This is a genomic window from Marinobacter zhanjiangensis (genome assembly GCF_014651935.1).
GTDB classification, from domain to species: Bacteria; Pseudomonadota; Gammaproteobacteria; order Pseudomonadales; family Oleiphilaceae; genus Marinobacter; species Marinobacter zhanjiangensis.
In genome coordinates this window covers 208736-234288 of sequence record NZ_BMXV01000004.1, presented here as the reverse complement: position 1 = coordinate 234288, position 25553 = coordinate 208736, and the positions used below count along the sequence as shown (strand labels likewise).

16 protein-coding genes are annotated in these 25553 nt (G+C 63.4%); 8 read left to right on the top strand and 8 right to left on the bottom strand.

Going from position 1 to position 25553, the window contains the following annotated elements; translation table 11 throughout:
* Nucleotides 1–5: 5 nt before the first annotated feature.
* Both IE079_RS10080 and IE079_RS10075 read right to left on the bottom strand, forming a co-directional pair.
* Nucleotides 6–2030 (bottom strand): TonB-dependent receptor domain-containing protein, encoded by a 2025-nt coding sequence (locus tag IE079_RS10080; protein WP_189575978.1) that lies wholly within the window; start codon nt 2028–2030, stop codon nt 6–8.
* 99 nt (nt 2031–2129) lie between these two features.
* Nucleotides 2130–3089, bottom strand: a complete 960-nt coding sequence (locus tag IE079_RS10075; RefSeq protein WP_189575976.1) for a LysR family transcriptional regulator — start codon at nt 3087–3089, stop codon at nt 2130–2132.
* 144 nt (nt 3090–3233) lie between these two features.
* Here IE079_RS10075 and IE079_RS10070 point away from each other — a divergent pair, with 144 nt between their 5' ends.
* The 5 genes from IE079_RS10070 (at nt 3234) to nfsA (ending at nt 7906) form a co-directional block, all read left to right on the top strand.
* Nucleotides 3234–4169, top strand: a complete 936-nt coding sequence (locus IE079_RS10070) for an ABC transporter substrate-binding protein (RefSeq protein WP_189575973.1) — start codon at nt 3234–3236, stop codon at nt 4167–4169.
* Nucleotides 4170–4172: 3 nt separating this feature from the next.
* The gene (locus IE079_RS10065) at nt 4173–5195 is read left to right on the top strand and encodes a FecCD family ABC transporter permease (RefSeq protein ID WP_189575971.1); all 1023 of its coding nucleotides are present in this window, start codon (nt 4173–4175) and stop codon (nt 5193–5195) included.
* An 11-nt stretch (nt 5196–5206) separates the two neighbouring features.
* Complete coding sequence (locus IE079_RS10060; RefSeq protein ID WP_189576352.1) at nt 5207–6196, top strand: FecCD family ABC transporter permease; 990 nt, start codon at nt 5207–5209, stop codon at nt 6194–6196.
* The gene (locus IE079_RS10055; RefSeq protein WP_189575968.1) at nt 6193–6993 is read left to right on the top strand and encodes an ABC transporter ATP-binding protein; all 801 of its coding nucleotides are present in this window, start codon (nt 6193–6195) and stop codon (nt 6991–6993) included. The genes IE079_RS10060 and IE079_RS10055 overlap by 4 nt, the downstream gene beginning before the upstream one ends.
* Before the next feature lie 181 nt (nt 6994–7174).
* Nucleotides 7175–7906 (top strand): oxygen-insensitive NADPH nitroreductase, encoded by a 732-nt coding sequence (gene nfsA, locus IE079_RS10050; protein ID WP_189575966.1) that lies wholly within the window; start codon nt 7175–7177, stop codon nt 7904–7906.
* A gap of 104 nt (nt 7907–8010) precedes the next feature.
* Here the strand turns inward: nfsA and IE079_RS10045 are convergent, their stop codons facing one another.
* The 6 genes from IE079_RS10045 to IE079_RS10020 form a co-directional block, all read right to left on the bottom strand.
* On the bottom strand, nt 8011–9645 hold the full coding sequence (locus tag IE079_RS10045; RefSeq protein ID WP_189575964.1) for a long-chain-fatty-acid--CoA ligase: 1635 nt from the start codon (nt 9643–9645) through the stop codon (nt 8011–8013).
* Nucleotides 9646–9862: 217 nt separating this feature from the next.
* A complete protein-coding gene (locus tag IE079_RS10040; protein WP_189575962.1) occupies nt 9863–10750 on the bottom strand; it encodes a crotonase/enoyl-CoA hydratase family protein in 888 nt (295 codons plus the stop codon).
* Between the two features lie 144 nt (nt 10751–10894).
* Nucleotides 10895–11227 carry a hypothetical protein gene (locus IE079_RS10035; RefSeq protein ID WP_189575960.1) on the bottom strand — a complete coding sequence of 111 codons (333 nt, stop codon included), beginning with the start codon at nt 11225–11227 and terminating at the stop codon, nt 10895–10897.
* Between the two features lie 57 nt (nt 11228–11284).
* A complete protein-coding gene (locus IE079_RS10030; RefSeq protein ID WP_189575957.1) occupies nt 11285–13537 on the bottom strand; it encodes an ATP-dependent DNA helicase in 2253 nt (750 codons plus the stop codon).
* The gene (locus IE079_RS10025) at nt 13534–15234 is read right to left on the bottom strand and encodes a VRR-NUC domain-containing protein (protein WP_189575955.1); all 1701 of its coding nucleotides are present in this window, start codon (nt 15232–15234) and stop codon (nt 13534–13536) included. The genes IE079_RS10030 and IE079_RS10025 overlap by 4 nt, the downstream gene beginning before the upstream one ends.
* Before the next feature lie 96 nt (nt 15235–15330).
* Nucleotides 15331–15768 carry a DUF4864 domain-containing protein gene (locus IE079_RS10020; RefSeq protein ID WP_189575953.1) on the bottom strand — a complete coding sequence of 146 codons (438 nt, stop codon included), beginning with the start codon at nt 15766–15768 and terminating at the stop codon, nt 15331–15333.
* Between the two features lie 238 nt (nt 15769–16006).
* Here IE079_RS10020 and recC point away from each other — a divergent pair, with 238 nt between their 5' ends.
* The 3 genes from recC to recD are packed head-to-tail and all read left to right on the top strand — an operon-like array spanning nt 16007 to nt 25544.
* A complete protein-coding gene (gene recC / locus IE079_RS10015) occupies nt 16007–19594 on the top strand; it encodes an exodeoxyribonuclease V subunit gamma (RefSeq protein WP_189575951.1) in 3588 nt (1195 codons plus the stop codon).
* The gene (recB, locus tag IE079_RS10010) at nt 19591–23298 is read left to right on the top strand and encodes an exodeoxyribonuclease V subunit beta (protein ID WP_189575949.1); all 3708 of its coding nucleotides are present in this window, start codon (nt 19591–19593) and stop codon (nt 23296–23298) included. Before recC ends, recB begins: the two co-directional genes overlap by 4 nt.
* Nucleotides 23295–25544: an exodeoxyribonuclease V subunit alpha gene (gene recD, locus IE079_RS10005; protein WP_189575947.1), complete on the top strand. Its 2250-nt coding sequence runs from the start codon at nt 23295–23297 to the stop codon at nt 25542–25544. Before recB ends, recD begins: the two co-directional genes overlap by 4 nt.
* The last annotated feature ends 9 nt before the right edge of the window (nt 25545–25553 follow it).

Genomic DNA, 25553 nt, shown 5'->3' with positions numbered 1-25553 from the left:
CCCCTTCAGAAGTCGACGGTCAGGCCAAGGTTAACGCGACGGCCATCCAGTACGACACCATAGGTATCATTGGTAACCTCCTTGTCAGCCACATTGTAGAGACCGGCCTTGACCCGGGCACTGTCGTTGAGCTGGTACACCATGCCCACATCCACGAAGGTGTAGTCCGGGGTGCCATCGTCCATGCTGGTCCGGCTCAGGTAGTCGGTGGTTTCGCCCCGGTAGTTGGCGTCAAGCCACAGGTTCAGCCGGTTGGTGCTCTGCCAGTCCAGCCCGGCGTTGGCCATGTGTTTGGGGATCTTGTTCAGAGGCTCGCCCGCAAATTCGCCGGTCTTCTGCTCGGAGTCGGTGTAGGTATAGCTGGAGCTGAAGATCAACGCCGGGGTAATGCCGTAGTCCAGGGACAGCTCCATGCCCTGCATGGTGGCTTCGTCAATGTTCTTGCGAGTGCCCACGAAGAAGTAGTCCGTGCCAAAGTAGTCACACTCCCTGGCCGAAGGGTCACTAAAGCCTGCTGCCGGCCCCTGGCAGAGCCGCTCCTCTGCGATTTTGTCATCGAACTCGGTGTAGAACACCATCGCGCTGGCATCCAGGTCGGTCGCCCGGCTGCTGAACACAAAGCCCGCCTCATAACTGGTGCTGGTTTCGGGTTCCAGGTCTTCGTTACCAATATTAATGGCGCTGCCCCTGCCAGTGGGGCGACCAAAGCCTTCGGTCGCGTCCGGCAGGCTGGGCTGCTTGTAGCCGGTAGACACGCCACCCTTGAAGGTCCATTCCGGCGTCATCTGATAGTTGGCGTAAACCCGGGGCGTCCAGTGACCGCCGAAAAGCTCGTCTTCGTTGTAGCGGATGCCGGTGGTCACGTTCAGGTCATCCAGTACTGCCCATTCAATCTCCGTAAACAGAGCGCCGATCCAGCGGTCAACCTCGCTGGTGGCGGTTGGGACACCGGTCCCCAGCAGGCCGTTGGTTTCATCGGTCAGGTCCTCATATTTGTACTGACCACCAAAAGTCACTATGTGGCGACCAAACAGATAGGTTCCCTGGCTATTGAGGGTGGTGATCTCCTCCCGTTTTTTCAGATCCTGGACTCGTTCGGATATGTCATGCTGAAGATAGGAATCGAGGGTCAGGTTGCCGTAGGTTCCCCGGTGGCCAATCTGATAGACATCCTTGTGGTAGGTGTAGGTATTGGCTTCACTTGGATTGCCGCGAAGGTCCAGCTCGGGGATGCTGACACCCGGGTTATGGGTGTATTCCAGTTCCGCCGTGTTGTAGCCGACTTCTATCTCGTTCCGGTCATCGGGCGTGAAGATCAGCGTCGCCCCACCCTGTCGGCGATCGCTGTCCGGGGTACTCTCGGCACTGTCATCACCACCGATGTAGTGGCTCTCATCGGTGCCCTGCCAGAAACCGTCCACCTGCAACCCCAGCAGACCCGGCACAAGGGCACCGCTGGCGTAGGCACTGACCAGCTGCGAGTCTTCGTTCACCTCGTTGAGGGACTTGGTGTACTCGGTAGTGACGGACCCTGACCACTCCCGGGTGGTCTTCTTCGTAATAATATTGATAACCCCGCCCATGGCCTCGGAACCGTAAAGAGAGGACATGGGACCACGGATCACTTCGATGCGCTCGATGGCGGAAACCGGTGGCAGGGCGATCTGCTTGCCGCCATCACTGCCGTTAGTGTTGATATTACGGCCCGCGGAAACGGGGCGACCATCCACCAGATAGAGGGTATAGCCTTCGGTCATACCGCGAATGGTGATGTCCCTGGCATTACCGCCGCCGTTGACATAGACGCCCGGAATGCTCTTTACGGCGTCCGTGATGTCGGTGTAGGAACGCTTCTGCAACTCCTGGGCGGGAATCACGGAAATACTGGCCGGGGCATCCGAGATGTTCTGCTCGAAGCCGGACGCGGTCACCACGATTTCATCAAGTTCGGCAGGTTCGGACTGAGCCAGGGCGGCTCCGGCATTGGCCAGGGCCACGGCGGACGCCAACAGGGTCATAGGGCGGTACATAGGTAACTCCTTGTGTCTGGAAAAGTCGCCACTTGAGGAAACCCGCAAATTAATGCGAATACCTCTCATTTGCAGCGAACATTAACACAAGGCCACTATTTACTGTGCGGCATGATATGTTCCGTTTTCCGGAACGACAGGCCCGGAGGCTCCCGATACCGCCTGCCGCTGCCACTCCACCGGCACCGAGGACCGGACGTTCTGAACGAACAGGCGGGTGCGCCGGGGTAATACGCCATGGGGATACAATAAGCTGACCGGTAACACCGGCCCCTGCCAGCCGGCCATACACAATTCAAAGGCTTCAGGGTGCGCCTGCAGGCGCTTATCTGCCAACCAGTGCGGTATCAGCCCGACACCACGGCCGGCAGCAATGGCATCACCCTGAACAGTGTACTGGTCGACACTGAACCGGCCTTTCCGCGGCATGATCGGATAAGGCCCATGCACCGGGTGATTCAGCACCACGCCAGCACTATCCATACCCAGCATATCAATCCAGGCATGGTCGCCCAGGTCCGCCGGCGATTCCGGCCGGCCGTAGGTGTGGAAATAGTCACGACTGCCATAGACTCCCTGCGTCAGATGGCCCAGCACCTCACAACGGTAATTGCCTTCCGGCGGGATGCCCAGCCAGACGCAGACCCCCTCCCTCACCTCTTCTGGCGCCGCCCGCAGGGTACGTACGGAAACGCTCAGCCCGGCATGCTGGTCCCGGAAGCGCTCCACCATCCGGGCAAACCAGCCCCGTATAAACGCCTCGTGGCAGTGGAGTTCCAGGGTGCCACTGACACCCTCCCGTAGCTCCTCCAGGGCCTCGTGCCCCTGGGACACCAGCTCCAGGATTTCATTGCTATAGCGATAGAACACCCGCCCGGCGTCGTTAGGAAAGATGCGTTTGGACTGTCGCTGTAAGAGAGGTTGGCCCACGGCCTCCTCCAGCTGGCGGATACGGCGGCTCAGGGTGGACTTGGGCAGGTTCAGGTCACGGGTGCTGGCCGTCAGGCTTCCGGTTTTTACCACGGAGACAAAGGCTTCCAGCTCTTTCAGGTCGTACATCGGATCATCGTTCCAGGTTATGCAACAGGTCGTGCCAAGTTATCAGCTTTATAATATTAATGCGAACCATTATCATTACTTCCAGTTCGTGGCATCACCCCGCCGCATACGTTGTTCGCATACGGCAACACTGGAGACATCATCATGCTGTACCCGATCCGGCACCAGCTCGCGGCTCCGCTGGTCGCGCTGCTGCTTGCCTGCCTTTACCAGCCCCTGCTGGCAGACACCCGCACCATCCCCACCGCCTACGGCGACGTTACCGTGGAGGGTCAGCCGGAAAGCATCGTTACCCTGTACGAAGGCGCACTGGATTCTGCCATCGCAGTCGGCGCGCAGCCTGTGGGCGCCATCATTACCCGTGGTGGCCAGAGCGTGGCCAGCTACATCGAGGAGGCGGCCGGGGTTATCGAGATTGTGGGCGCTCCCGGCGAAACCAACCTGGAGGCTGTGATTGCCCTGCAGCCGGACCTTATCCTGGCTGCAGCGCGGACCAGTGAGGAGCAGTACCAGCTGCTGTCCCGTATTGCCCCGACCGTCGTGCTGGCTGTTACGCCCTACCAGCATGACACCTGGAAGCGCGAACTGGCCTTGTTTGCCCGCGCCCTCGGTCGTGAAGACCGTGCCCGGGACGTGATTGAGCGGGTGGAACAGCGGGCGGCGGAGGTTCGCCGTCAGGTTGAAACAGTGATTCCCGAAGACCAGCGCGACACTGCGCTGGTGCGCTGGATGCCCCAGGGCCCGCTGGTGATGGCGGAAGGCCTGTTTTCCGCCACCGTGCTGGCGTCCGCGGGCTTTGAGGTGGACGATGCCGGCCTGGTTTCCGAAGGGCGCCCCCACAGCCAGCCCCTGAGCCAGGAAAACCTGTCGCTGATGGACCGTAACTGGATCTTCCTGGCCACCCTGAACGAGGATGGCCGCGAAGCCCTGGAGGCAGCGCGACAGGCCCCGGCCTTCAAGCGGCTGGTCGCCAACGAGTCCGGTCGTATCCTTCCGGTAGACGGCACCCTGTGGACCAGCGCTTCCGGGCCCCTGGCCGCCCTGGCGATACTGGACGAGATTGAGGCTGCCCTGAAGTAATCCATGGCAGCCACTCTTTTCAGAAGCACACTTGCATCTTGTGCCTTTGCACCGCCACTTTCTGTGGCGGTTTTTTTCGTTGTGGTCACTGCCGTCGCCAGCCTGCTGTGGGGCGCCGGACCCGTTTCTGCCGCCGACGCCTTGCCGGTGCTGTTCGGTCAGGGCAGCGAGGAAGCCCGCTTTGTGGTGACCGAATTGCGCCTGCCCCGATTGGTGACCGGTATTGTCACCGGACTGTCCCTTGCCATTGCCGGCGCCCTGCTGCAGGCCCTGACCCGGAATCCGCTGGCGGAACCCGGCTTGCTGGGGGTCAGCGGCGGCAGCGCGTTTGCGGTGGCCGTTGCCATCCTGCTGGGTGCCAGTTCCGCCACCATGACCACACTGGTCTCCCAGACCGGCGCCCTGGCGGGTTGCTCACTGGTGATGCTGGCCACTCGTTCACGGGGGCTGGCCGCCGACCCGGTGCGCCTGGTGCTGGCCGGCGCCACGGTAACGGGCCTGCTGCTGTCGCTGACCTCGGTACTGATGCTGGCGGACCAGCGCGCCGCCGACGAGATCCGTTTCTGGATCACCGGCAGTATCGCCGGCACGCCACTGTCTCACCTGCGGGCCGTGCTGCCGTCACTGGTGGTGGCCGGAATACTCGTGGTCATTGTGGCGTCGCCGCTGGCGGCCCTCTCCCTGGGAGAGCGGACGGCCATGGGGCTGGGCCACAGGCCCGGTCGTATCCGCGTGCTGGTGATCGTCGCAGTGGCGTTGCTGGTGGGTGCAGCCACGGCCCTTGCCGGACCGCTGGTGTTTGTCGGCCTGGTGGTGCCCTATATCGCCCGGGCGGCGGCTGGCCCGGATATCCGCAAGACCCTCTGGCTGTGCCTGCCCATCGGTCCTGCCCTGCTGCTTCTGGCGGACACCCTGGCCCGGGTTATCGCGGCACCATCGGAACTGCCCCTTGGGGTGATCACGGCGCTGATCGGCGCCCCGGTTTTGCTGATCATCGTTCGTTCCGGGCGCATGCCGACACTATGAAAACCTTTGCCATGACCCGCCAACGCAACCTGTACGCCAACCTGGCACTCACTCTGGCCCTGGTGATCGCTGCCACCGCCTCCCTGGCCCTCGGCACGGTGGCCATACCTCCCGGAGCCATCATTGATGTACTGGCCGGCGGTGGCGACACCATCCACCAGTTCGTCATCCGGGAACTGCGACTGCCCCGGGTGCTGGCCGGGGTCCTGACCGGCGCCGCCTTTGCCCTGGCTGGCTGCATGATGCAGACCATAGCCCGCAATCGCCTGGCGACCCCTGGCATTATCGGCATCGACAACGCGGCGACGGCCTTCGCGGTGGCTTCGGTAGTAGGGGCCGGCCTCTCCATCGCCCCGTCCGCCATGGCCCTGAGCGGTGCGGCCGCTGCCACTGCCCTGGCTTTCGGGCTGGCCGGAGCCAATGGTACCCGTGGCTACCGCTTTATTATCGCCGGCCTGGGCATCGGTGCCATCGCCGGAGCCATCACCCAGGTGATGCTCAGCCGGGTGGCCATCGACGCCGCCAATGCCGCCTTCCCCTGGACCGTGGGCAGCCTGAACGCGCGGTCGCAGGACGCCGTGCAGATCCTGGCCATTGGCCTGGTAATCGGCTACGGGCTGGCCATCGCCCTGGGCCCGGCATTGAAGACCCTGCAGTTCTCCGACCCGGTAGCCATTAACCTAGGCACCCGCCTGAAGCGGATCCGCACCCTGAGCCTGGCGTGCGCGGTACTGCTGACCGGGCTGGCGGTGTCCGTCGCCGGACCGGTGGGCATGGTGGCACTGCTGGCGCCGGAGCTGGCCCGGGCCCTGAGCCGGCCCGGCAAGGTGCCGCTGACCGCCTCGGCACTGGCGGGCGCTGCCTTTATGGTGACGGCGGACCTGGCCGGCCGCCTGGTACTGTCGCCCCTGGAGCTGCCGGTGGGGCTGGTCACCGCCATTGCCGGCAGCCCCTACCTGATCTGGATTCTTGTGAAACCCTCTTCCCGGAGCCTGTCATGACTGAAACTGCCGCAACGCCCCGGCTGGAAGCACGGGAGCTGACCCTGGCGCATCGCCATACGCCAGTGATTGATCAACTGGACCTGGCACTGCCACAGGGCCAGGTCACCGCTATTGTCGGCCCCAATGGCTGCGGCAAGTCCACCCTGCTGAACGGTCTGGCGCGGGTGCACACTCCATCCGGTGGGGCGGTATTGCTGGATGGCAGCGACATTCTCAGCCAGCCCAGTCGCGAAGTCGCCCGCAAGCTGGCCCTGCTGCCCCAGGACAACTCGGCCCCGGAAGGCCTCACCGTCACCGACCTGATCCGCTTTGGCCGCCAGCCCCATCAGGGCTGGCTCAAACGCTGGACCCACGACGACCAGGCGATACTTGAGGAAGCACTGACCGCCGCGAACCTGTCCACACTGGCCGACCGCCCCCTGGATACCCTTTCCGGCGGCCAGCGGCAGCGGGCCTGGATTGCCATGAGCATTGCCCAGCAGACGCCGTTGTTGTTGCTGGACGAGCCCACCTCGGCCCTGGACCTTGGCCACCAGATCGAGGTGTTCGAACTGATCCGCCACCTGGCCACCCAGGGCAAGACCGTGGTGATGGTGGTGCACGATCTGGTCAGTGCCTGCCGCTACGCCGACCACCTGATTGCCATGGTGGGCGGCGCCATCCAGGCCCAGGGTGCACCGGCGGATATCCTCAACCAGCAACTGATCCATCGCCTGTATGGCGTTCATTGCGATGTTATACAGGATCCGGTCAGCGGCACCCCGATGCTGGTTAACCTCCGCAAAACGCCATAAGAGACTGGCTGAGGGCGCCGCAAAAACGGAACCACCTCCACCAGGCGGCTATCCACCAACCGGTGGCCCACATAAAGGTGTAGAATTCCCGCTTTACGGAACACAGTGCCGTTCTGTCCACCTGCCTGAACACGGCGGACGGAAAGGCCACATTGCCCATGTATTTCGCGAGAGAGGCACCATGAACGAGGTTATCGATCTACTCAAATCCCACCGCTCGATCCGCAAGTTCACCGACCAGGCCATCCCCCGGGACCTGCTCCTGGAGCTGATCCGCGCCGGCCAGAGCGCCGCCACCTCCAGCCATGTACAGGCCTACTCGATCATTCACGTAAAAAATCCGGAAAACCGGGAAAAGATCGCCGAACTGGCCAGTGGGCAGACCTATATCGCCACCTGTTCGGACTTCCTGGTGTTCTGTGCCGACATGAAGCGCCCCACGGACTCGGCGGAACGCACCGGGGCCGAGGTGGTGCGAGGCATGACCGAACAGTTCCTGGTGGCCAGCGTGGATACCGCGCTGATGGCGCAGAATGTGGTGGTGGCGGCGGAATCCGCCGGGCTGGGCATCTGCTACATCGGCGGTATTCGCAACAATCCTGCGGAAATCAGTGAATTGCTGAAGCTTCCCGACCATGTTTTCCCGGTGTTCGGGCTGTGCCTGGGTTACCCGGATCAGGATCCGGAAGTAAAACCCCGCCTGCCGGTGGAGAGCATCCTCATGGAGGACTACTACCGCGAGGATGAAGACTCGGTTAACCGTTTTGATGACACCATGCACACCTACTACAGCGAGCGCACGGGCGGTAACAAGGACACCAACTGGTCAGAGCAGCTCAGCCCGCTGTTCAACGCCAAGCTGCGCGCCCATATGCGGGACTTCCTGAAAAAACGGGGCTTTGAACTGAAGTAGTCGTTCACGGCCCGAAAGCTTCAAAAAAAAGCCGCTGGTGGTATTCCGGCGGCTCATTCTCATCTGAAGCGGAACAGGCGGGCCCAGGGCCCGCCCGGAACGGCTTACTCTGTCGGCAAGGTGTAGTCCTTGAAGTCCTCGCGCAATTTGGCCTTCTGCAGTTTGCCGGTAGCACCGTGAGGCAATTCCTCCACGAACACTACATCATCCGGCAGCCAGAACTTGGCAACGCGCTCTTCCAGGAACTTGAGCACATCCTCCTTGCTGACGTCGGAGTCCTTTTCGCGCACCGCTACCAGCAGTGGGCGTTCCTGCCACTTCTCGTGACGGACACCGATCACGGCTGCTTCCGCCAGACCCGGATGAGCAACCGCTTCGTTCTCCAGATCAATAGAGCTGATCCACTCGCCACCGGACTTGATCACGTCCTTGACCCGGTCAACGATCTCCATGAACCCGTCCGGTGAAATCACTGATACGTCACCGGTGTGGAACCACCCATCCTCATCGATGGCCTTCTTTGTGGCTTCCGGGTTTTCGTAGTAACCACTGATGACAGCGTTGCCGCGTACCAGCAGTTCGCCCTGGGATTCGCCATCGTGGGGCAGCTCGTTGCCCTCGGCGTCGACGATCTTCATCTCCACCCCGAACATCAGGCGGCCCTGGGTGCCACGAAGCCTGAGCTCCTCCTTCCAGTCACCACCACGCTGGCTCGGGCGCGGTGTGGCCACGGTGCCCAACGGGCTCATTTCGGTCATGCCCCAGCCCTGGATGGCCTCTACATTGTGCTTTTCCTTGAACTCCTCAATCATCGCCTTGGGCAGCGCGGAACCACCGATCAGGGTGCGCTTGAGGGAACTGAAGGTCGTGCCCTGCTTGCGCATGTGACCCAACAGGCCCAGCCATACCGTGGGTACACCCCAGGCGTCGGTGACCTGCTCGTCTTCAATCAGATTGGCGAGGTTCTCGCCGTCCAGGCCCGGTCCCGGGAACACCATTTTGACGCCAGCGATCAGGCCGAAGTACGGCACGCCCCACGCGTTGACGTGGAACATGGGCACCACCGGCAGGATGTTGGAGCGCTCATCAATGGGGACACCGGAGATGCTAAGCACGAACAGCGCGTGCAACACATTGGAGCGATGACTGTAGAGCACGCCCTTGGGGTTGCCGGTGGTACCGGAGGTGTAGCACAGGGATGACGCCGTGTTCTCGTCAAGCTCGGGCCAGTCGAAATGGTCCGATTCATCCTTGATCAGGGTCTCGTAGCAATAGACCCGGGGCAGATCCGTCTCGGGCATGTGTTCTTCATCGGTCATCACGATGAAGCCTTCCACATCCGGGAAATGCTCGTACAGCTTTTCCATCAGCGGCAGGAAGGTCAGGTCAACAAAGATGAACTTGTCTTTGGCGTGATTGACGATGTAAATGAACTGATCCGCCGGCAGGCGCGGGTTCATGGTATGACAGATCGCGCCCATGCCGGAGCTGGCGTAGTAGATTTCCAGGTGTCGGTAGGTGTTCCAGGCAATGGTACCAATCCGGTCTTCATCGGTGGCGCCCAGCTTTTTCAGGGCATTGGCCAGCTTGCGGGTGCGCTGGGCCATTTCCGGGTAGGTGTACCGGTGGATACCTCCTTCGGTAGTGCGGGATACGATTTCCTGGTCGGGGTAGTTACCCGCCGCAAATTCCAGTATCTGGGAAATCAGCAGGGGGCGTTGCATCATCAGACCATGCATCGGCGTGTCTCCTTTGTTCTTATGGTGTAAGGGGTTGAGGGTTTGGCGGCGAGCAACCGCTATATTCGTTTTACAGGTACGATATAGCCACGGATTGGATTGTGGCAAGCCAATTGGGTGCATTTCTCAGATTTTTTGTCCGCCTGAGTCCAGTGTAGTCGAGCATTCTTCGACAGGATGGTAATACCGGCCTTCGAGTGAAAGACCGGCCCATTCCTTACTCGAAAACCGGCTCATCCCACCAGGGGAAGAAAGCGGGCATATCCGTGGAAACCTTGTTGGGGAATTCCGCCGGGCGTTTCTCCAGGAACGAGGTAACACCTTCCTTGGCATCCGCTGATTCGCCGCGAGCCTGGATGGAGCGGCTGTCGATGCGGTGGGCATCCATCGGATGCGGTGCTGCCGACATGCGCCACAGCATCTGGCGAGTCAGGGCAACGGACACCGGCGCTGTGTTGTCGGCAATTTCCCGGGCCACTTCATAGACCGCCGGCAGCAGGTCGTCCGGCTCGTGCAGCGAACGCACCAGGCCTTTTTCCAGCGCTTCATCGGCACCGAAGACGCGGCCTGTCATGCACCACTCCATGGCGGTCTGCATGCCCACCAGCCGGGGCAGGAACCAGGACGAAGCTGCTTCCATGGTGATTCCGCGACGGGCAAACACAAACCCGAACTTGGCCTTGGTGGAGGCCATGCGGATATCCATGGGCAGCTGCATGGTGGCCCCGATGCCTACCGCCGGCCCATTGATGGCGCCGATAACCGGTTTGAGACTCTCAAAGATGCGCAAAGTGTTGGTGCCACCGCCATCGCGGTAGACATCACCAACCTTCAGCGACTGCCGGGACGGGTCGCCGGAGTTCGCATTGCGATCAAAGGTGGAGCCACCGGAAGACAGGTCCGCGCCGGCGCAGAAACCACGGCCGGCGCCGGTAATCACCACCACGCGCACGTTGTCATCGGCATCGGTTTCATCAAACAGCGCCAGCAGTTCCTCGCGCATCCGGGGGTTGTAGGCGTTGAGTTTGTCAGGACGATTCAGGGTAATGGTGGCAATGCCCTGATCGACACTGTAATGGGTGGTTTCAAGGGTGGGTAAAGCCATGGGGCCTCCGGGGATGTGTTGTTGGAATACGGATCAGTGGATATGGAAGACTAAGCAGCCGACCCGGATCTGACAAGTGCATGATACTGATGGGTCGTCATTCGTGCCGTGCATAGCGGGCCAGCGTCAAGGCAGGGAGCCATATCAGGCATCCGGACTGAAATAGCCCTTGATCCAGTCGATCAGCGTGCTCTGACTAACATCCTGCAGAGGCATCCGCTGGAATTCGTCGCCCATTTCGTCCTCCAGCGCAACGAACTGGTACAGCAGCATGCCGGGCTCCGCATCGTGGAGGATCAGCAGAATGCGACGGCGGGTCTGCAGGCAATCGATGGTCATGACGTCTGCCGGGATACCGCCATCGCGCATGCCCCGACGGACTTCCACTACCGGGTTGATATGCTCGTAGGTCTGCTGGATGCGGGCATGGGCATCGCTGGCCATGTCCGACAGGGTTTTCAGGGGATCTTCAGGCATGGGAACTCCTTGGCTGTCACAGTCGAAGCGTAACAGAAACCTGTGGTTGAGGCTGGTTCAATACTTAAACCACCACCCGGGCAACAGCGTCCGGTTTGCCGGTTGCAGGAAGCGGTCGTCGATCAACCAGATCACCCCTTCATCTTCCGGTGTGCGAATCACGCGGCCAGCAGCCTGGGCCACTTTCTGCAGACCGGGAATGCGGTAGGTATAGTCGTAACCGGCACCAAAGCGTTCTTCCAGCCGGGCCTTGAGTACTTCATGCCAGGGGTCGAAAGGCGGCAGACCCAGGGTGGCCACGAAGGCGCCGATCAGCTGGTCACCGGGCAGGTCGATACCTTCACTGAACACGCCGCCCAGTACCGCAAAGGCCACCGCTGGCTGTGGCTCACGGAAGCCGGCCAGGAACGCCGTGCGTCGATCATGACTCATGCCTGGTTGCTGGCAGCGCTGAGGCAGGTCCGGGGCCCGATCGGCCAGGGCCTCCGCCACCTGGCGCATGTACTGGAAGCTGCTGAAGAACGCCAGGTAGTGGCCGGGGTGCTCCCGGAACTGGGTGGCGATCAAGTCGGCAATGGCGCTCAGCGATGCCTCCCGGTCCGGCTTGCGGGTGCTGATGCGGGGCGTGAAGTGCACCTGCAGCTGACCGGCGCTGAAGGGGCTGGGCAATGAGGTGAAGCGGCTATCCTCCGGCAGCCCCAGCAGGTCCCGGTGATAGACGCCGGGGGTCAGGGTGGCGGAGAACAGCAGCACCGAGTCCGCCGCCACAAAACGATCCCGCAGGAAATCCGCCGGGATCAGGTTCTGGATAGTGACAGCCGCTCGGCCCCGCCCCGGCCGGTGGTACTCGCACAGAGAATGATCGCCGAACTGATCCGCCAGCTTCAGGAAGGCCACGCTTTCGAACAGCAATTCCTGCAGTGCCAGATCCGGCGGGTTGTCTGCCAGATAGTCGGTCAGCGCGGACACCAGCCCCTGCAGGGCCGCGGGCAGGCGGTTGGGCATTGAATCGAGGAATACCGGTTCGGTACCCGCAGCTTCCTGCTCCCGCACCACGTCCTGCCAGGCCCGGGCCGCCCGGTTCAGGGGCGATTTCAGAGGTTTTGGCGCTGCCTTCTTCACCCGTAACAACCGCTGCTGGTCCAGCCTTACCGAATACATGCTCCGGGCCCGGTCCACCAGGTTATGGGCCTCATCCACCAGCACACTGGCCTTCCACTGGTTCTGGTTGACCAGGGCATGGAGCAAGGCGCTCTGGTCAAACAGACGGTTAACGTCGGCAATCACCACATCGCACCAGCGGGCCATTTCCTGGGCCAGGAAATAGGGGCAGATATCATGGCCGGCGGCAATGGTTGCCAGCCGCTCGCGGGTCAGGGGCTCGCGCACCTGTGCCGCCTCGGCCCGGGCGTCCGGCAGGCGGTCGAAAAAGCCTTTGGCCAGCGGGCAGGATTCACCGTGACAGGCCTTGTCCGGGTGCTCGCAGGCATCGTCCTTGGAGACCAGCTCCAGGGTGCGCAGGGGCCAGTTGTTCGGCTCCGGCTGTGCCTGTCGCAGGGCATCGACAGCATCGATGGCCATCTGTCGGGTAGTGTTACGGCAGGTCAGGTAGAACAGCCGGTCCTGCTTGCCAGCGGGCAAGGCCATCAGCGCCGGGAACAGTGTGCCCAGGGTTTTGCCCAGACCGGTGGGCGCCTCCAGCAGCAAGGTGCGGGACTGCACGGCATTGCGGTAGACGGTTTCCGCCAGTTGCCGCTGGCCGGTGCGGAAGTCCGCAAACGGAAACCGCAGATGACCCAGCCGCTGGTCCCGTTCGTCCCGATGCTGTTCTTCCTGTTCCGCCCAGGCCCTGTAGGCCAGGCACAGGGCTTCCAGCTCCTGCCACAATTCGTCCGCCGTGGCAGTTTCCGTTACCGGGCTTTCCTTGTCTCTGCTGGTGTCGTAATAGACCAGCGACAGGGTCACCTTTTTCCGCTGTTCCTGCCGGCACAGCAGGGCGCCATAGGCCCGCAACTGGGCCTGGTGCATAGCCCGCTGGTGGCCGCGGATACGGGACAGGTCGCCACGGTGGGTCTTGATCTCTTCCAGCAGCCCCTTGTGGGGGTTGTACAGGTCGGCGCGGCCGGATAGCTCGAGCCCCTGGCACTCGCCGGTGAGCAGGTACTCACTCTGGTAGCCATAGCCGCGCCGGGACTGCACCGACTGGTGGCCGGCAATACCCTCTTCCGATGAGGGGGCCGGCGTGTAACGGAAGTCCAGGTCGCCACGACGGGCGGCAAATTCGCACAGGGTGCGTACCGCTACCTTCACGGGCCGTCATCCTGCCAGCGCACATAACAGACCCGCGCTGCGATGCCCTGGCGGTGGAAGAACGCCAGCCATCGCCGCTGATGGTCCTGCAGGCGGTCACCGGGGCCCTTCACCTCGATCATTTCATAGCGCCGGGCAAGGTCGGGCTCCTCCGGCAGGAAGCGGATCAGGTCCGGAAAGCCGCTGCGGTGCTCCTTCAGGTTATGGAGCAGCCGGCGGAACATCACCTCCAGATGCTCCGGCGGAATGCAGGCCAGTGCCAGCTCCAGCAGTTCATCGGTTATTACCAGCCAGTTGACGAACGGGTTGGCCAGACCCTGCTTGCGCCGGTAGGTGGCCCGTATGATATCGCCGTAATCACCATCATCCAGGCGGGCAAAGCACTGTTCCAGCAGCTCCCGGCGGCGGGGCACGAAATCTTCCCGGGTCAGGTCCGCCGGGCCCACATGGAAGGGGTGGAAGAAAGCCCCCGGCACCGGCGCGAAGATAGCATTCCAGCATAAAAGGCCGAACAGGGCATTGATCAGGGTGTTCTCCACGTAGAAGACCGGCTGATGGTCCTGCCACAGGTGCTGCTGTACCCCCATTTCCACCGGCAGACCGGTACGGGGAAGCGTGAGCAGGAAGTCATCAGTGGCTGGCTCGGCGGGCAGCTCAGGCACCGGCTCACCGACCTTGCGGGCCACACGGCGCAGAATACGGCCCAGCCCCTGGGCCTCGGCATCGCTGAGTTCGGTCGTATGCCAGTCCCGGGCGATGGCCCAGGCCTCGTCGAAGCGCTTCATCCGCTCCAGCAGTCGCAGCTGTTTCAGGCGGGATTCCCGGTGGGTGCTTTCCGCCAGGGCTTTGAGTGCCAGTTCCCGCTCGCCCTGACGTTCCGCCTGCCGGCCCAGCTCCAGCAATAGCCGGTCGCGGCGGCTGGCCAGCCAGGCGTTGCCCACGGGCTCCGGCACCTGCGACCAGACGTCGGCGGCGGAAATCCCCTCATCCAGTTGTTCCCGGCACTGGTGCATGATCAGGTAACAGTCCACTTCGTCACGGTGCTGAAAGGCCCGGGACTCGGGCGTAAAGGTCACCTGCTCATATTGCTGATAGCCCAGCTCCACCAGCACAAAGTCCGGCCAGCTCTGGCGCAGGTTACCGAAGAACATCAGGCGGATACGGTCGAACAGCGGCATGTGGGCCAGATGCATCACAGTGTCACGATGACCCGGCAGCCAGTCCACAAGCGGCACAGTATCGCCCAAATATTCCGACAGCACCGCTTTCATGCGGGCCTTGGGGAGTGCACGGGGATGGCCGAGCTCCGCCAGCACGCCGGCAAAGGCCGGGCGCAATTCCGCCAGCGTGAATAATCGGAACAGATCGTCGACCCTGAGATGCTCCGCTGCATCCACCCAGTCGCTGGCCACTAACTCCGCGAGAGCCTCGCATTCCGGCTCCGGCAATTCCGGGTAGTTCAACTTGTCCGACCGGAACAGGTCACCGGTGCGCATTACCATGCGGGTCAATAAGGCGCGGGCCGAGACGGAAAGATGGCCAAATCCGGCCAGACGCCGGTTTTCCTCGGGCGTCAGCAAATCACCGTGGTGCTGGTGGACCCAGGTCACCACCGTTTCCATGTTTTCCAGGTAGTACAGGGGATTGGCAAGGTCTGCGGCCTGCGGTCGCGGATCCTGTCTGTCGGGAGAGCTCATCACTGACGGAGGCAACCTGTGGCGGAGGACATCGAGGGGCCAACTCTACGATGAGTACCGCTACAGCTCAAGACACAGCGTCTGCCGGCGGAGCTTTCAGATACCCGTATCCGCCGGCTGCAGACTGACGCCACCTACTTTCCACTCGTATTCCCTCTGAACCATGCGATAGTAGGCGTCCCAGAGCTTGCCTTCCGGCCCCTTCAGGCGTACCACCTGGATATCGAACCGTTCGTGGGGAATGCGCTTGCCAAAGCGGATGGAAGCAGCGCGGTGAACCGCCGGATAGCTCAGGCGAACCACGTGCAGCAGCGTCTCCGGTGAGCGGAATTTTTTCTGGATGCCCCGGGAGGCATGAACCCAGGCGCCCAGCTCATCATCGTTGGCGAAGGCCTCGATCTGGCTGAGGATGACATCGCGAATGGCGGCATCCGTGTCATCGGCGCGGGGCGCCACGGTCATCATCGCGGACAGGCCGACCAACACCAGCGCGAGGATTGACCCGACAAGGATCGGACGTCGTGTTTTCGTCATCTTGAAGCCCTCCGCAGTGATCGCCGCTACCGGTACTTTACGGCGGTTCGTCGACGATGGATGGACCAGGCTGACCACTTGTCAAACAATTATAGTCCGCCGGGCCCGGGGACGCTCCCATCGATGGCGATGGTGAACAGCAGGCATCGGTATTCCGTAGGTGAATTCACCAAAAGGGACACTGGTTGCGGTAACCTGTGCAGTCTGGACCAGATGATCGACCCGCACCGGGAGCAAGATGACCACCGCCAGCCTACAACCCGGCTTCCACGCCATCCATGCCAACCACCTGGAAGACCTGCGCCGGGCGGTGGTCTACCTGTGCCGCCAGACGCCAGTGCCACCGCTGGAGAGCGAGGCCTTCCTGGTGCAGAGCAACGGTATCGCCCAGTGGCTGAAGCTGGCCCTGGCGGAAAGGCGTTCCGATGATGGCATTGACGGCGGTCTGGGCATTGCCGCCGGCATGGAATTCCTGTTCCCTGCCCGCTTTATCTGGCAGGCCTACCGGGCCGTGTTGCCGGACGGCGAAGTGCCGGAGCAGTCCCCCTTCGACAAGCGCCGGCTGGTGTGGCGACTGTACCGACTGCTGCCGGAGCTGGTACCCACCGATGAGGTGTTCGCGCCCCTGGCCCGGTTCCTGGAAGGCACCGATCCGGACCTGCGTGCCTTCCAGCTGGCCGAGAAAGTGGCCGACCTGTTCGACCAGTACCAGGTATTCCGTGCCGACTGGCTCAGTGCCTGGGAACAGGGCCGGGAGGTGATGATCACCGCCCGCCAGGAAGAAAAGCCCCTGGATGACGAGACCCGCTGGCAACCCAGGCTCTGGCAGGCGCTGGTGGCGGACGTGGGCGAGCTCTCCCAGACCAGCCGCTCCCGCATCCACACCCGTTTTGTGGAGGAAGGCCAGCGCATCGACCGCCCCGCCAACCCGGAGCGGCTGCCGCAACGCATCGTGGTATTCGGTGTGTCGTCGCTGCCCCGTCAGGCCCTGGAGGCACTGCACGTGCTGAGCTATTTCAGCCAGGTGGTGCTGTGCGTCCATAACCCCTGCCAGTTCTACTGGGCGGATATTATCAGCGACCGGGACCTGCTCAACGCCGAGCGCCGCCGAGGCAGGGATCACCCCACCCTGGCGAAGATCGCCGACCACGAGCAGCTCCACCAGCACGCCAACCCGCTGCTGGCGGCCTGGGGCAAGCAGGGGCGGGACTATATCCGGCTGCTGGATGAATTCGACAATCCGGAGGAATACCAGCACCAGTTCCAGACCCCGGACCACAAGATCGACATCTTCTCGGAGCACGGCGAGCCGGACCAGCCACGGCTGCTGCACCAGCTTCAGAACGACATCTATTACCTGACCCCGTTGCAGGAAATCCGCGACCAGCAACGGACATTGGAACTCGCCGAGGATCACTCGCTGGCCTTTCACGATGCCCACAGCCCCCAACGGGAGGTGGAGGTCCTCCACGACCAGCTGCTGGCCGCCTTCAACGCCGACAGCTCCCTGCGACCCCGTGACGTCATCGTGATGATGCCGGACATCAACGTTTACGCACCCCACATCCAGGCGGTCTTCGGTCGCTACCAGTCGGGCAGTACCCGCTATATTCCGTTCACCATTTCCGACCAGGGTCAGCGCCACCACGAGCCGGTGCTGATTGCCCTGGAAACCCTGATGGGCCTGCCCCGCAGCCGCTTTGCGGTGAGCGAGATCATCAGCCTGCTGGAGGTGCCCGGCATCCGCCAGCGCCTGGATATCAGCGAGGGTGAGATTCCCCTGGCCCGGCGCTGGGTGGAGGGCGCCAATATCCGCTGGGGCCTGCACCGCGAGCAGCGGGAAAGCCTGGAGTTGCCCGGCGACCTGACGCGCAATACCTGGCAGTCCGGCCTGCGGTCCATGCTGCTGGGCTACGGTATGGGTGACGACGAGCCCTGGTCCGGCGTCGAACCCTACGCCGAGATCGGCGGCCTGCAGGCCAGCCTGGCGGGGCGGCTGTCGGATTTTGTGTCCCGGCTCGAGTCCCTGTGGAACGACCTGCAGACACCGCGCACACCGCAGGAGTGGGAAGCCCTGTTCTCCGACATGCTGGAGCAGTTCTTCCGGGACCTGGAAGGCCAGGACCTGCTGTTACTCAGCCGCTTCCGCCGTCAGTTGGAACAGTGGCTGGATGATGCCCTGGCCGCTGGCCTTCAGGACACGCCGCTGCCCCTGAATATCGTCAAGGATGTGCTGCTGGACGGTCTGGATGAAGGCGGCCTCAACCAGCGTTTCCTGGCCGGCAAGGTCAACTTCGCCACCCTGATGCCCATGCGGGCGATTCCTTTCCGTAAGGTGTGCCTGCTGGGCATGAACGATGGTGATTACCCCCGCTCACGACCACCGGTGGACTTCGACCTGATGGCCCATGACTACCGACCCGGTGACCGTTCCCGGCGGGAAGACGACCGCTACCTGTTCCTGGAAGCCCTGCTGTCCGCCCGGGAACAGCTCTACATCAGCTGGGTGGGGCGCAGCATCAAGGATGATTCGGAACGACCACCCTCGGTGCTGGTCAGCCAGTTGCAGGACCACCTGGACAGCCTGTGGCAGGTGGCCGGCAAGCCGGATGAGGTCGTTACTCATGCCCTGACCACCCAACACCCACTGCAGCCCTTCAGCCGGGCCTACTTCCCCGGGGTCAATGGCCTGCAGCCGGAACCGGACAGCCCGCCGCGTCCTCTGGCCGACATCCTGCGGGAGCGCAATCTGTTCACCTACGAGCGGGAATGGCGCAGTGCCCACGGTGCCGGGCCGGAAACGCAGCAAAGCACGGCCCTTCCCTGGCAGCCACCTGAGGAGCCCATCACCTTCAAGGCACTGGCCAGCTTTCTCAAGCAACCCATCGAGACCTTCTTCCAGCGTCGGTTGCAGGTGCGTTTCGAGGGCGTGGAAGAGGATGACACCGACAACGAGAATTTCGACCTCAACGGCCTGGATCGCTGGCGCCTGGACAATGAGCTGATCGGCGAGGCCGTACTCAAGGCCGATGGCGATGACGAACTGCAGGAACGCATCCACACCACCCTGGACCGCATGGCCCGCCGGGGTGACCTGGGCATGGGCCTGACCGAACACCGCCTGCGCTCGGAACTGGCCGAACGACTGCCGGATCTGCACGGCCGCTACCGGACAGCCCTGGCCGAATGGCCGGAGGCGGTGGCGGAACCCATCACCTTCCAGCACAGCGTCACCAGCGAATTGGGCTCGGTGGAACTGCTGGACCTGATCGACGGGCTGCGCACCAGCCCTGACGGCGGCTTCTGCCGGGTGGTGGTGTCCCGCTCCAGCCTGCTGTCCGGCTCCGGCGGCAACCGCAAGGTGCGCTATGCCAACCTGATGACCGACTGGGTCATCCATCTGGCCGGCCAGCTCACGGAGACCCCGTTCACCACCCTGCTCCTGGGCAAGGAGGAGAAGCGGAATATTACCTTCGCGCCCCTGCCGGCGGAACAGGCCCGCAAGCATCTGGAGGCCATGCTCACCGGCTGGATGCACGCCACCACCCGCGCCCTGCCCCTGCATTGCGACGCGGCTTTCGCATGGATCTACAGCTTCTACCAGAGCAAGAAGTTCCGCGCCGACCACGACAAGGCCATCGACGATGCCCGGCAGGTCTACGAAACCGCCCTGCAGCGGGACAATGGCTACCTGCGCAGCGCCTTTGAAACGCCGGAACAACTGGTCAATGAGGCCTTCGAGGGCTGGCTGCACCAGCTTTATGTGCCCCTGTGGGAAGCCGAGCAGGACAAGTCCGCCAGCGAGCAGATCGAGGGGGCGTCATGAGCCAGCAAAGCACCACCCTGAACCCGCTGACCCTGCCCCTCAACGGCAGCACCCTGATCGAGGCCAGTGCCGGCACCGGCAAGACCTTCACCATCGCCATTCTCTATGTGCGGCTGGTACTGGGGCACGGCCAGGCGGCAGACAGCCCCCTGGGCCAGGGCATCGATCCACCCAACCTGCTGGTGGTCACTTTCACCGAAGCCGCCACCAAGGAACTGCGGGACCGCATCCGTGCCCGCCTGACCCAGGCGGCGGAGGTGTTTTCGGATGCACCGGACGACACCAGCCCGCCGCCGGAAACGGCCCTGATCTACGACTTACGGAACGAGAGCTACCCGGACCCGGCCACCTGGCCGGCCTGCCGCAAGCGCCTGCTGCTGGCGGCGGAATGGATGGACGAGGCCGCTGTGTCCACCATCCACAGCTGGTGCCACCGCATGCTCAGCGAGCACGCCTTCGACAGCGGCAGCCTGTTCCGCCTGACTCTGGAAACGGACCAGACCGAACCTCTGGACGAAGTGGTGCGGGATTACTGGCGCACCTTTGCCTACCCCCTGCCACCGGCATTGATGGAAGAGGTGCTCGACCACTGGAAGACCCCGGAAGACCTGCGCAAGTCGGTCCGCAACCTGCTGGCGGACGCGGGCAAGCAGCCCATGCCTGAGAACGACGTTCATGGGGCTATCGAAAGGGCCGTCCAGGCGCGCCGTGACCGGTCGAATCAACTCAAGGCCCTGCCCTGGTCACAGTGGAAAACCGAGGTGACCGACCTGCTGGAAGGCCTGGGCAAGCGCCTTCACGGCAGCAGCCGCAAGTCCATGGTCACCGCCTGGGACAACCTGCTGGCGTGGGCGACATCCGATGACCTGTTGCCGGAAGGGTTGGACAAGGCCGGCCTGAAAAACCAGACCCCCGACGGCCTGGAAAAGATAGTGAAAGGCGACGGCCCGCTGCCGGAACACCCGGCCTTCGCTGCCATAGCCGAGCTGATGGACTTCAGCGCGAACCAGCCCAGCGCCCGTGCGGATATCCTGCGCCATGCCAGCCACTGGATCAGCCAGCGCCTGGAATCGGAGAAACAGAAACGCTCGGAGATGGGCTTCGACGACCTGCTGACCCGCCTCGACGACGCCCTGCAGGGCCCCCGTGGCCCGCAACTGGCCGCCACCATTCGACGCCAGTTTCCGGCGGCGCTGATTGACGAGTTCCAGGACACGGACCCGGTGCAGTACCGCATCTTCGACCGGATCTACCGGGTGGCGGATGCGGATCCGGCCACCTGCCTGCTGATGATCGGCGACCCCAAGCAGGCCATCTACGCCTTTCGGGGCGCCGATATCCACACCTATCTGGAAGCCCGCCGGGGCGTGCAGGACCGCACCTATACCCTGGGCCGCAACTTCCGTTCATCACAAGCCATGGTGGATGCGGTCAACCGGGTCTTCGAGCATGGCGACCAGCATGCCCGGGACGGGGCGTTCCTTTTCGGCAAGGGGGACAGCACACCGCTACCCTTCCAGCCGGTGAAGGCCAACGGCACCGGACGGACCTGGTCGGTGCAGGGCGAGACCCAGCCCAGCCTCCGCTTCTGGACCCTGCAAAGTGACGAAGACAATGGGAAAGGTGAACCTGTGGCTCTCGCCAAAGGGAGAGCCACGGACCAGGTGGCGGACACCTGCGCCAGCGAAGTGGCCCGGTTGCTCACCCTGGGCCAGTCCGGGCAGGCCGGCTTTGCCGCCAACGACAATCCGGACGACCTGGCCCCCGTGCGGCCCGGCGATATCGCCATCCTCGTCAACAACCGCAACGAAGCCTCCGCCGTGCGTGATGCCCTGCGCCAGCGTCGTGTCCGCAGCGTCTACCTGTCAGACCGGGATTCGGTACTTGCCTCGCCGGAAGCCCAGGAAATGCTCTGCTGGCTGCGGGCCTTTGCCGAGCCCCGGCAACTGTCCCTGGCCCGGGCCGCATTGGCCACGCCCACCCTGGGGCTGCCATGGCACTATCTGGATCAGCTGCTCACTGACGAGATCGCCCTGGAGCGGGAAATCGAGCGCTTCATGGGCTATCAACAGCAATGGCAGAGCCAGGGTGTACTGCCCACCCTGCGCCGTTTCCTGATGGACTTCGAGGTGCCTGGCCGCCTGCTACAGCGCCCGGACGGTGAGCGGCGACTCACGGACATTCTCCACATCGCCGAGCTGCTGCAACAGGACAGCCTGCAGCTGGATGGCGAACACGCCCTGGTCCACCACTTCACCCAGATCCTGCGGGACGCCGACAGCGAAGACGAACACCGCACCCTGCGCCTGGAAAGCGATGCCGGGCTGGTAAAGGTGATCACCGTGCACAAGTCCAAGGGCCTGGAATACCCGCTGGTGTTCCTGCCTTTCGGCACCGCTTTCCGCGCCCAGGACCAGAAGCAGGCGTTCGTCCGCTACCACGATGACAGCGGCCAGCTGGTCACGGTGTTCGATCCGGCACCGGAGGACGTGGCCCGGGCCGACCGGGAACGTCTCGGCGAGGACATCCGCAAGCTGTATGTGGCTCTGACCCGGGCCCGCCACGCCACTTGGGTGGGGGCGGCCGCCCTGACCGACTGGCACCTGAGCGGCCTGGGTTACCTGCTGGATGGCCAGGGTGAAGCCAGCGGAGAACTGGATCGTTGCCTGCAGTCGCTGGCCGAAAACCAGCCGGCCATCACCGTCGAGCCGCTGCCCCCGGCCGAGGATACCCAATACCACGAAGACGCCCCGGAAACCCTGGGGCCAGCGCTGGTCTCCACCCGCGAGGCTCGGGAGAACTGGTGGATCGCCAGCTACTCCTCCATCGAATACACCGGCCTGACTGGCACGGGCATCACCTTTGTGGATGAAGTGGAAGACGCCGAAGCCCAGAACCTGCTGGAGGAAAGCCGCCAGACAGCGGAGCAGACCACCGCAACACCCGCGGCCCGCAACCAGCACCATTTCCCCAAAGGTGCCGGCCCCGGTACCTTCCTGCACGAACTGCTGGAATGGTGTACCGCCCAGGGCATGGGCGAGATCGCCAGTGACCCGGCACGGCTGCGGGACCAGCTTGCCCGCCGTTGTCGTACCCGGGGATGGAGTGACTGGGTCGAGCCGCTGGAGCAATGGCTGCTGGCCATTATCCGCCAGCCACTGCCCCTGGATCGTGACGGCACCGAAACCGCCAGCCTGGCATCCCTCACCACCCTGCGCCCGGAACTGGAGTTCTGGTTCGAGAGCTGTCACGTCAGCACCCGCAGGATGGATGCCCTGGTGAGCCAGCACACCCTCAACGGCGCCGATCGCCCAAGGGTGGACGAGCAGGACTTCAACGGTATGGTGAAGGGGTTTATCGACCTGGTGTTCGAGCATAACGGCCGCTATTACGTGCTGGACTACAAGTCCAACACCCTGGGCGAGGACGACAGCGCCTACACCCGCCAGGCCATGGGGGAAGCCATCCTGGAAAAACGCTACGACCTGCAGTACGTGCTCTACCTGCTCGCCCTGCACCGGCTACTCAAGGCCCGCCTACCGGACTACGACTACGATACCCATATCGGCGGCGCCGTGTATCTGTTCCTGCGGGGTATCGAAAGCCCGTCGTCGGGCGTCTTTGCTGACAAGCCACCAAGGCAACTGATTGAGTCTCTGGATGCCCTGTTCGATGGCAACACCGACCGGGGAGAAGCCGCATGAGCCGCCGGAAACCCACCCATGACCACCAGATAACCCTGGATCTGGGAGAGGCAACAGACGAGTCTCCTCCGATGGCCCCGACGCCATCCACAACAACCGTTCCAACAGTCGATGCCGCAGCGCCGTTCGCGGACCCGGACGGCATGGAACAGCTGCTGGCCGGCTGGCAGGAAGAGGGCTGGATCCGCCCCCTGGACCGGGAGTTCGCATGCCTGATCCGCAGCCTCAGCGAGGAGCAGGGCGAGCCCCCCGAACCGCTGCTGATCCTGCTGGCGGCGCTGGTGTCCCATCAGGTGGGCCGGGGCCATGTCTGCATCGACCTCGGTGCACTGCTCGGTGATGCCAGCCAGATCCTGTCGCTGCCCCCGGAAGAACCGGCAACCGCAGTGCCTACAGAGCAACCACCGGCGCTGCCCCGACCGGATCAATTGCTGGCACGGACCAGTCTGGAGGAATGCCGGCGGGTGCTGGAAGCCTCCTGTGCGGCCACTGTCAGCGATCAGGCTACCCCGCTGGTGCTGGATAACAACCGACTCTACCTGCGGCGCTTCTGGCGCTATGAGCAGCGCCTTGCCGAGGGTATCCGGCATCGGCTGGAGCAGTCGTCGCCGCTATCGGATACCGGGACCAGCGAGGCCGGAACCCTGCACTCTGCGCTGGACACCCTGTTTCCCCCGAAGGACGAGGTGGACTACCAGAAACTGGCCTGCGCCCTGGCGGCCCGCAACCGCTTTGCGGTCATCACCGGCGGCCCCGGCACCGGCAAGACCACCACCGTGGTCAACCTGCTGGCTGCCCTGCAGGCGGTGGCTGGCGTATCTCCCGAGCGCCAGGGACGCAAGTACCGCATCCGCCTGGCGGCCCCCACCGGCAAGGCGGCGGCACGACTCAACGAATCCATCGGCGGCGCCGTCAGCCGGCTACCGCTGGAAAACCTGCCTGGCCAGGTCGACCAGCAGGACATTCCCACCCGGGTCACCACTCTGCACCGGCTACTGGGTAGCCGGCCGGATTCCCGCCAGTTCCGACATAACCGGGACAACCCGCTGCTGGTGGATATTCTGGTGATCGACGAAGCCTCCATGGTGGATGTGGACCTGATGGCATCGGTCATCAACGCCCTGCCCGCGCGCGCCCAGCTGATCCTGCTGGGGGACCGGGACCAGCTGGCCTCGGTGGATGCCGGCGCAGTGCTGGGGGAACTCTGCCAGCGTGCCGGTCCGGCCCACTACACCCCTGAAACCGCGAACTGGCTGGCCACCATTACCGGTGCACAGGTACCCGGCACACTGCGGGATGACAACGGCAGCGCCATGGATCAGGCGGTGGCCATGCTGCGCAAGAGCTACCGGTTTCATCAGGACAGCGGCATCCGCAAGCTGGCGGATGCGGTAAACACCAACGCCCTGGATGACAGCCTGCTGGCGAAAGCTCGCCGGGGTGACTTTGAGGATGTGGCCATACTGTCCGCTGGTCCGGGTCTCGAGGACGCGCAGAGGCTGATCTGCCATCACACGGAAACCGGAACACCTGCAGCGTTTCACAACCATGGCGAAGGCCGGCTGGTCAATGGCCAGACCCTGCCACCACCCGTGGGCTATCGCCACTACCTGACCCGCATGCGCGACCACACCCTGAGCACCCACAGCCCACTCGCTGACTGGGACACCCTGGCCCGGCAGGTGCTGGCGGACTTCAGTGATTTCCAGGTCCTCTGCGCCCTGCGCAAGGGCCCCTGGGGCGTGGAAGTCCTCAATGACCTGATCGCCCACCAGCTGCTGGAGCAGAAACTGATCCCCCGGGCGGAGGGCTGGTACGCCGGCCGCCCCGTGCTGGTCACCGGCAACGACTACAACCTGGGCCTGATGAACGGCGACATCGGCATCACCTTCAGCCTGCCCTGGAACACCGACGAGAATGGCCAGCCCAAGCCCACCCTGCGGGTCGCTTTCCCCGCCAGCGACGGCACCGACAACATCCGCTGGATCTCCCCCAGCCGTCTGCAACAGCTGGAAACGGTCTATGCCATGACCGTGCACAAGTCCCAGGGCTCGGAGTTCACCCACACCTGCCTGGTACTGCCGGACCGCCTCAGCCCGGTACTGACCCGGGAACTGGTCTACACCGGCATCACCCGCGCCCGGCACTGGTTCAGCCTGATTGCCGGGGATGAGGCGGTGCTGAAGGAAAGCGTGGCGCAGCGGGTGGTAAGGGCTTCGGGGTTGGCGGAGCGGTTGTGGGATTAGTTGGGGGCG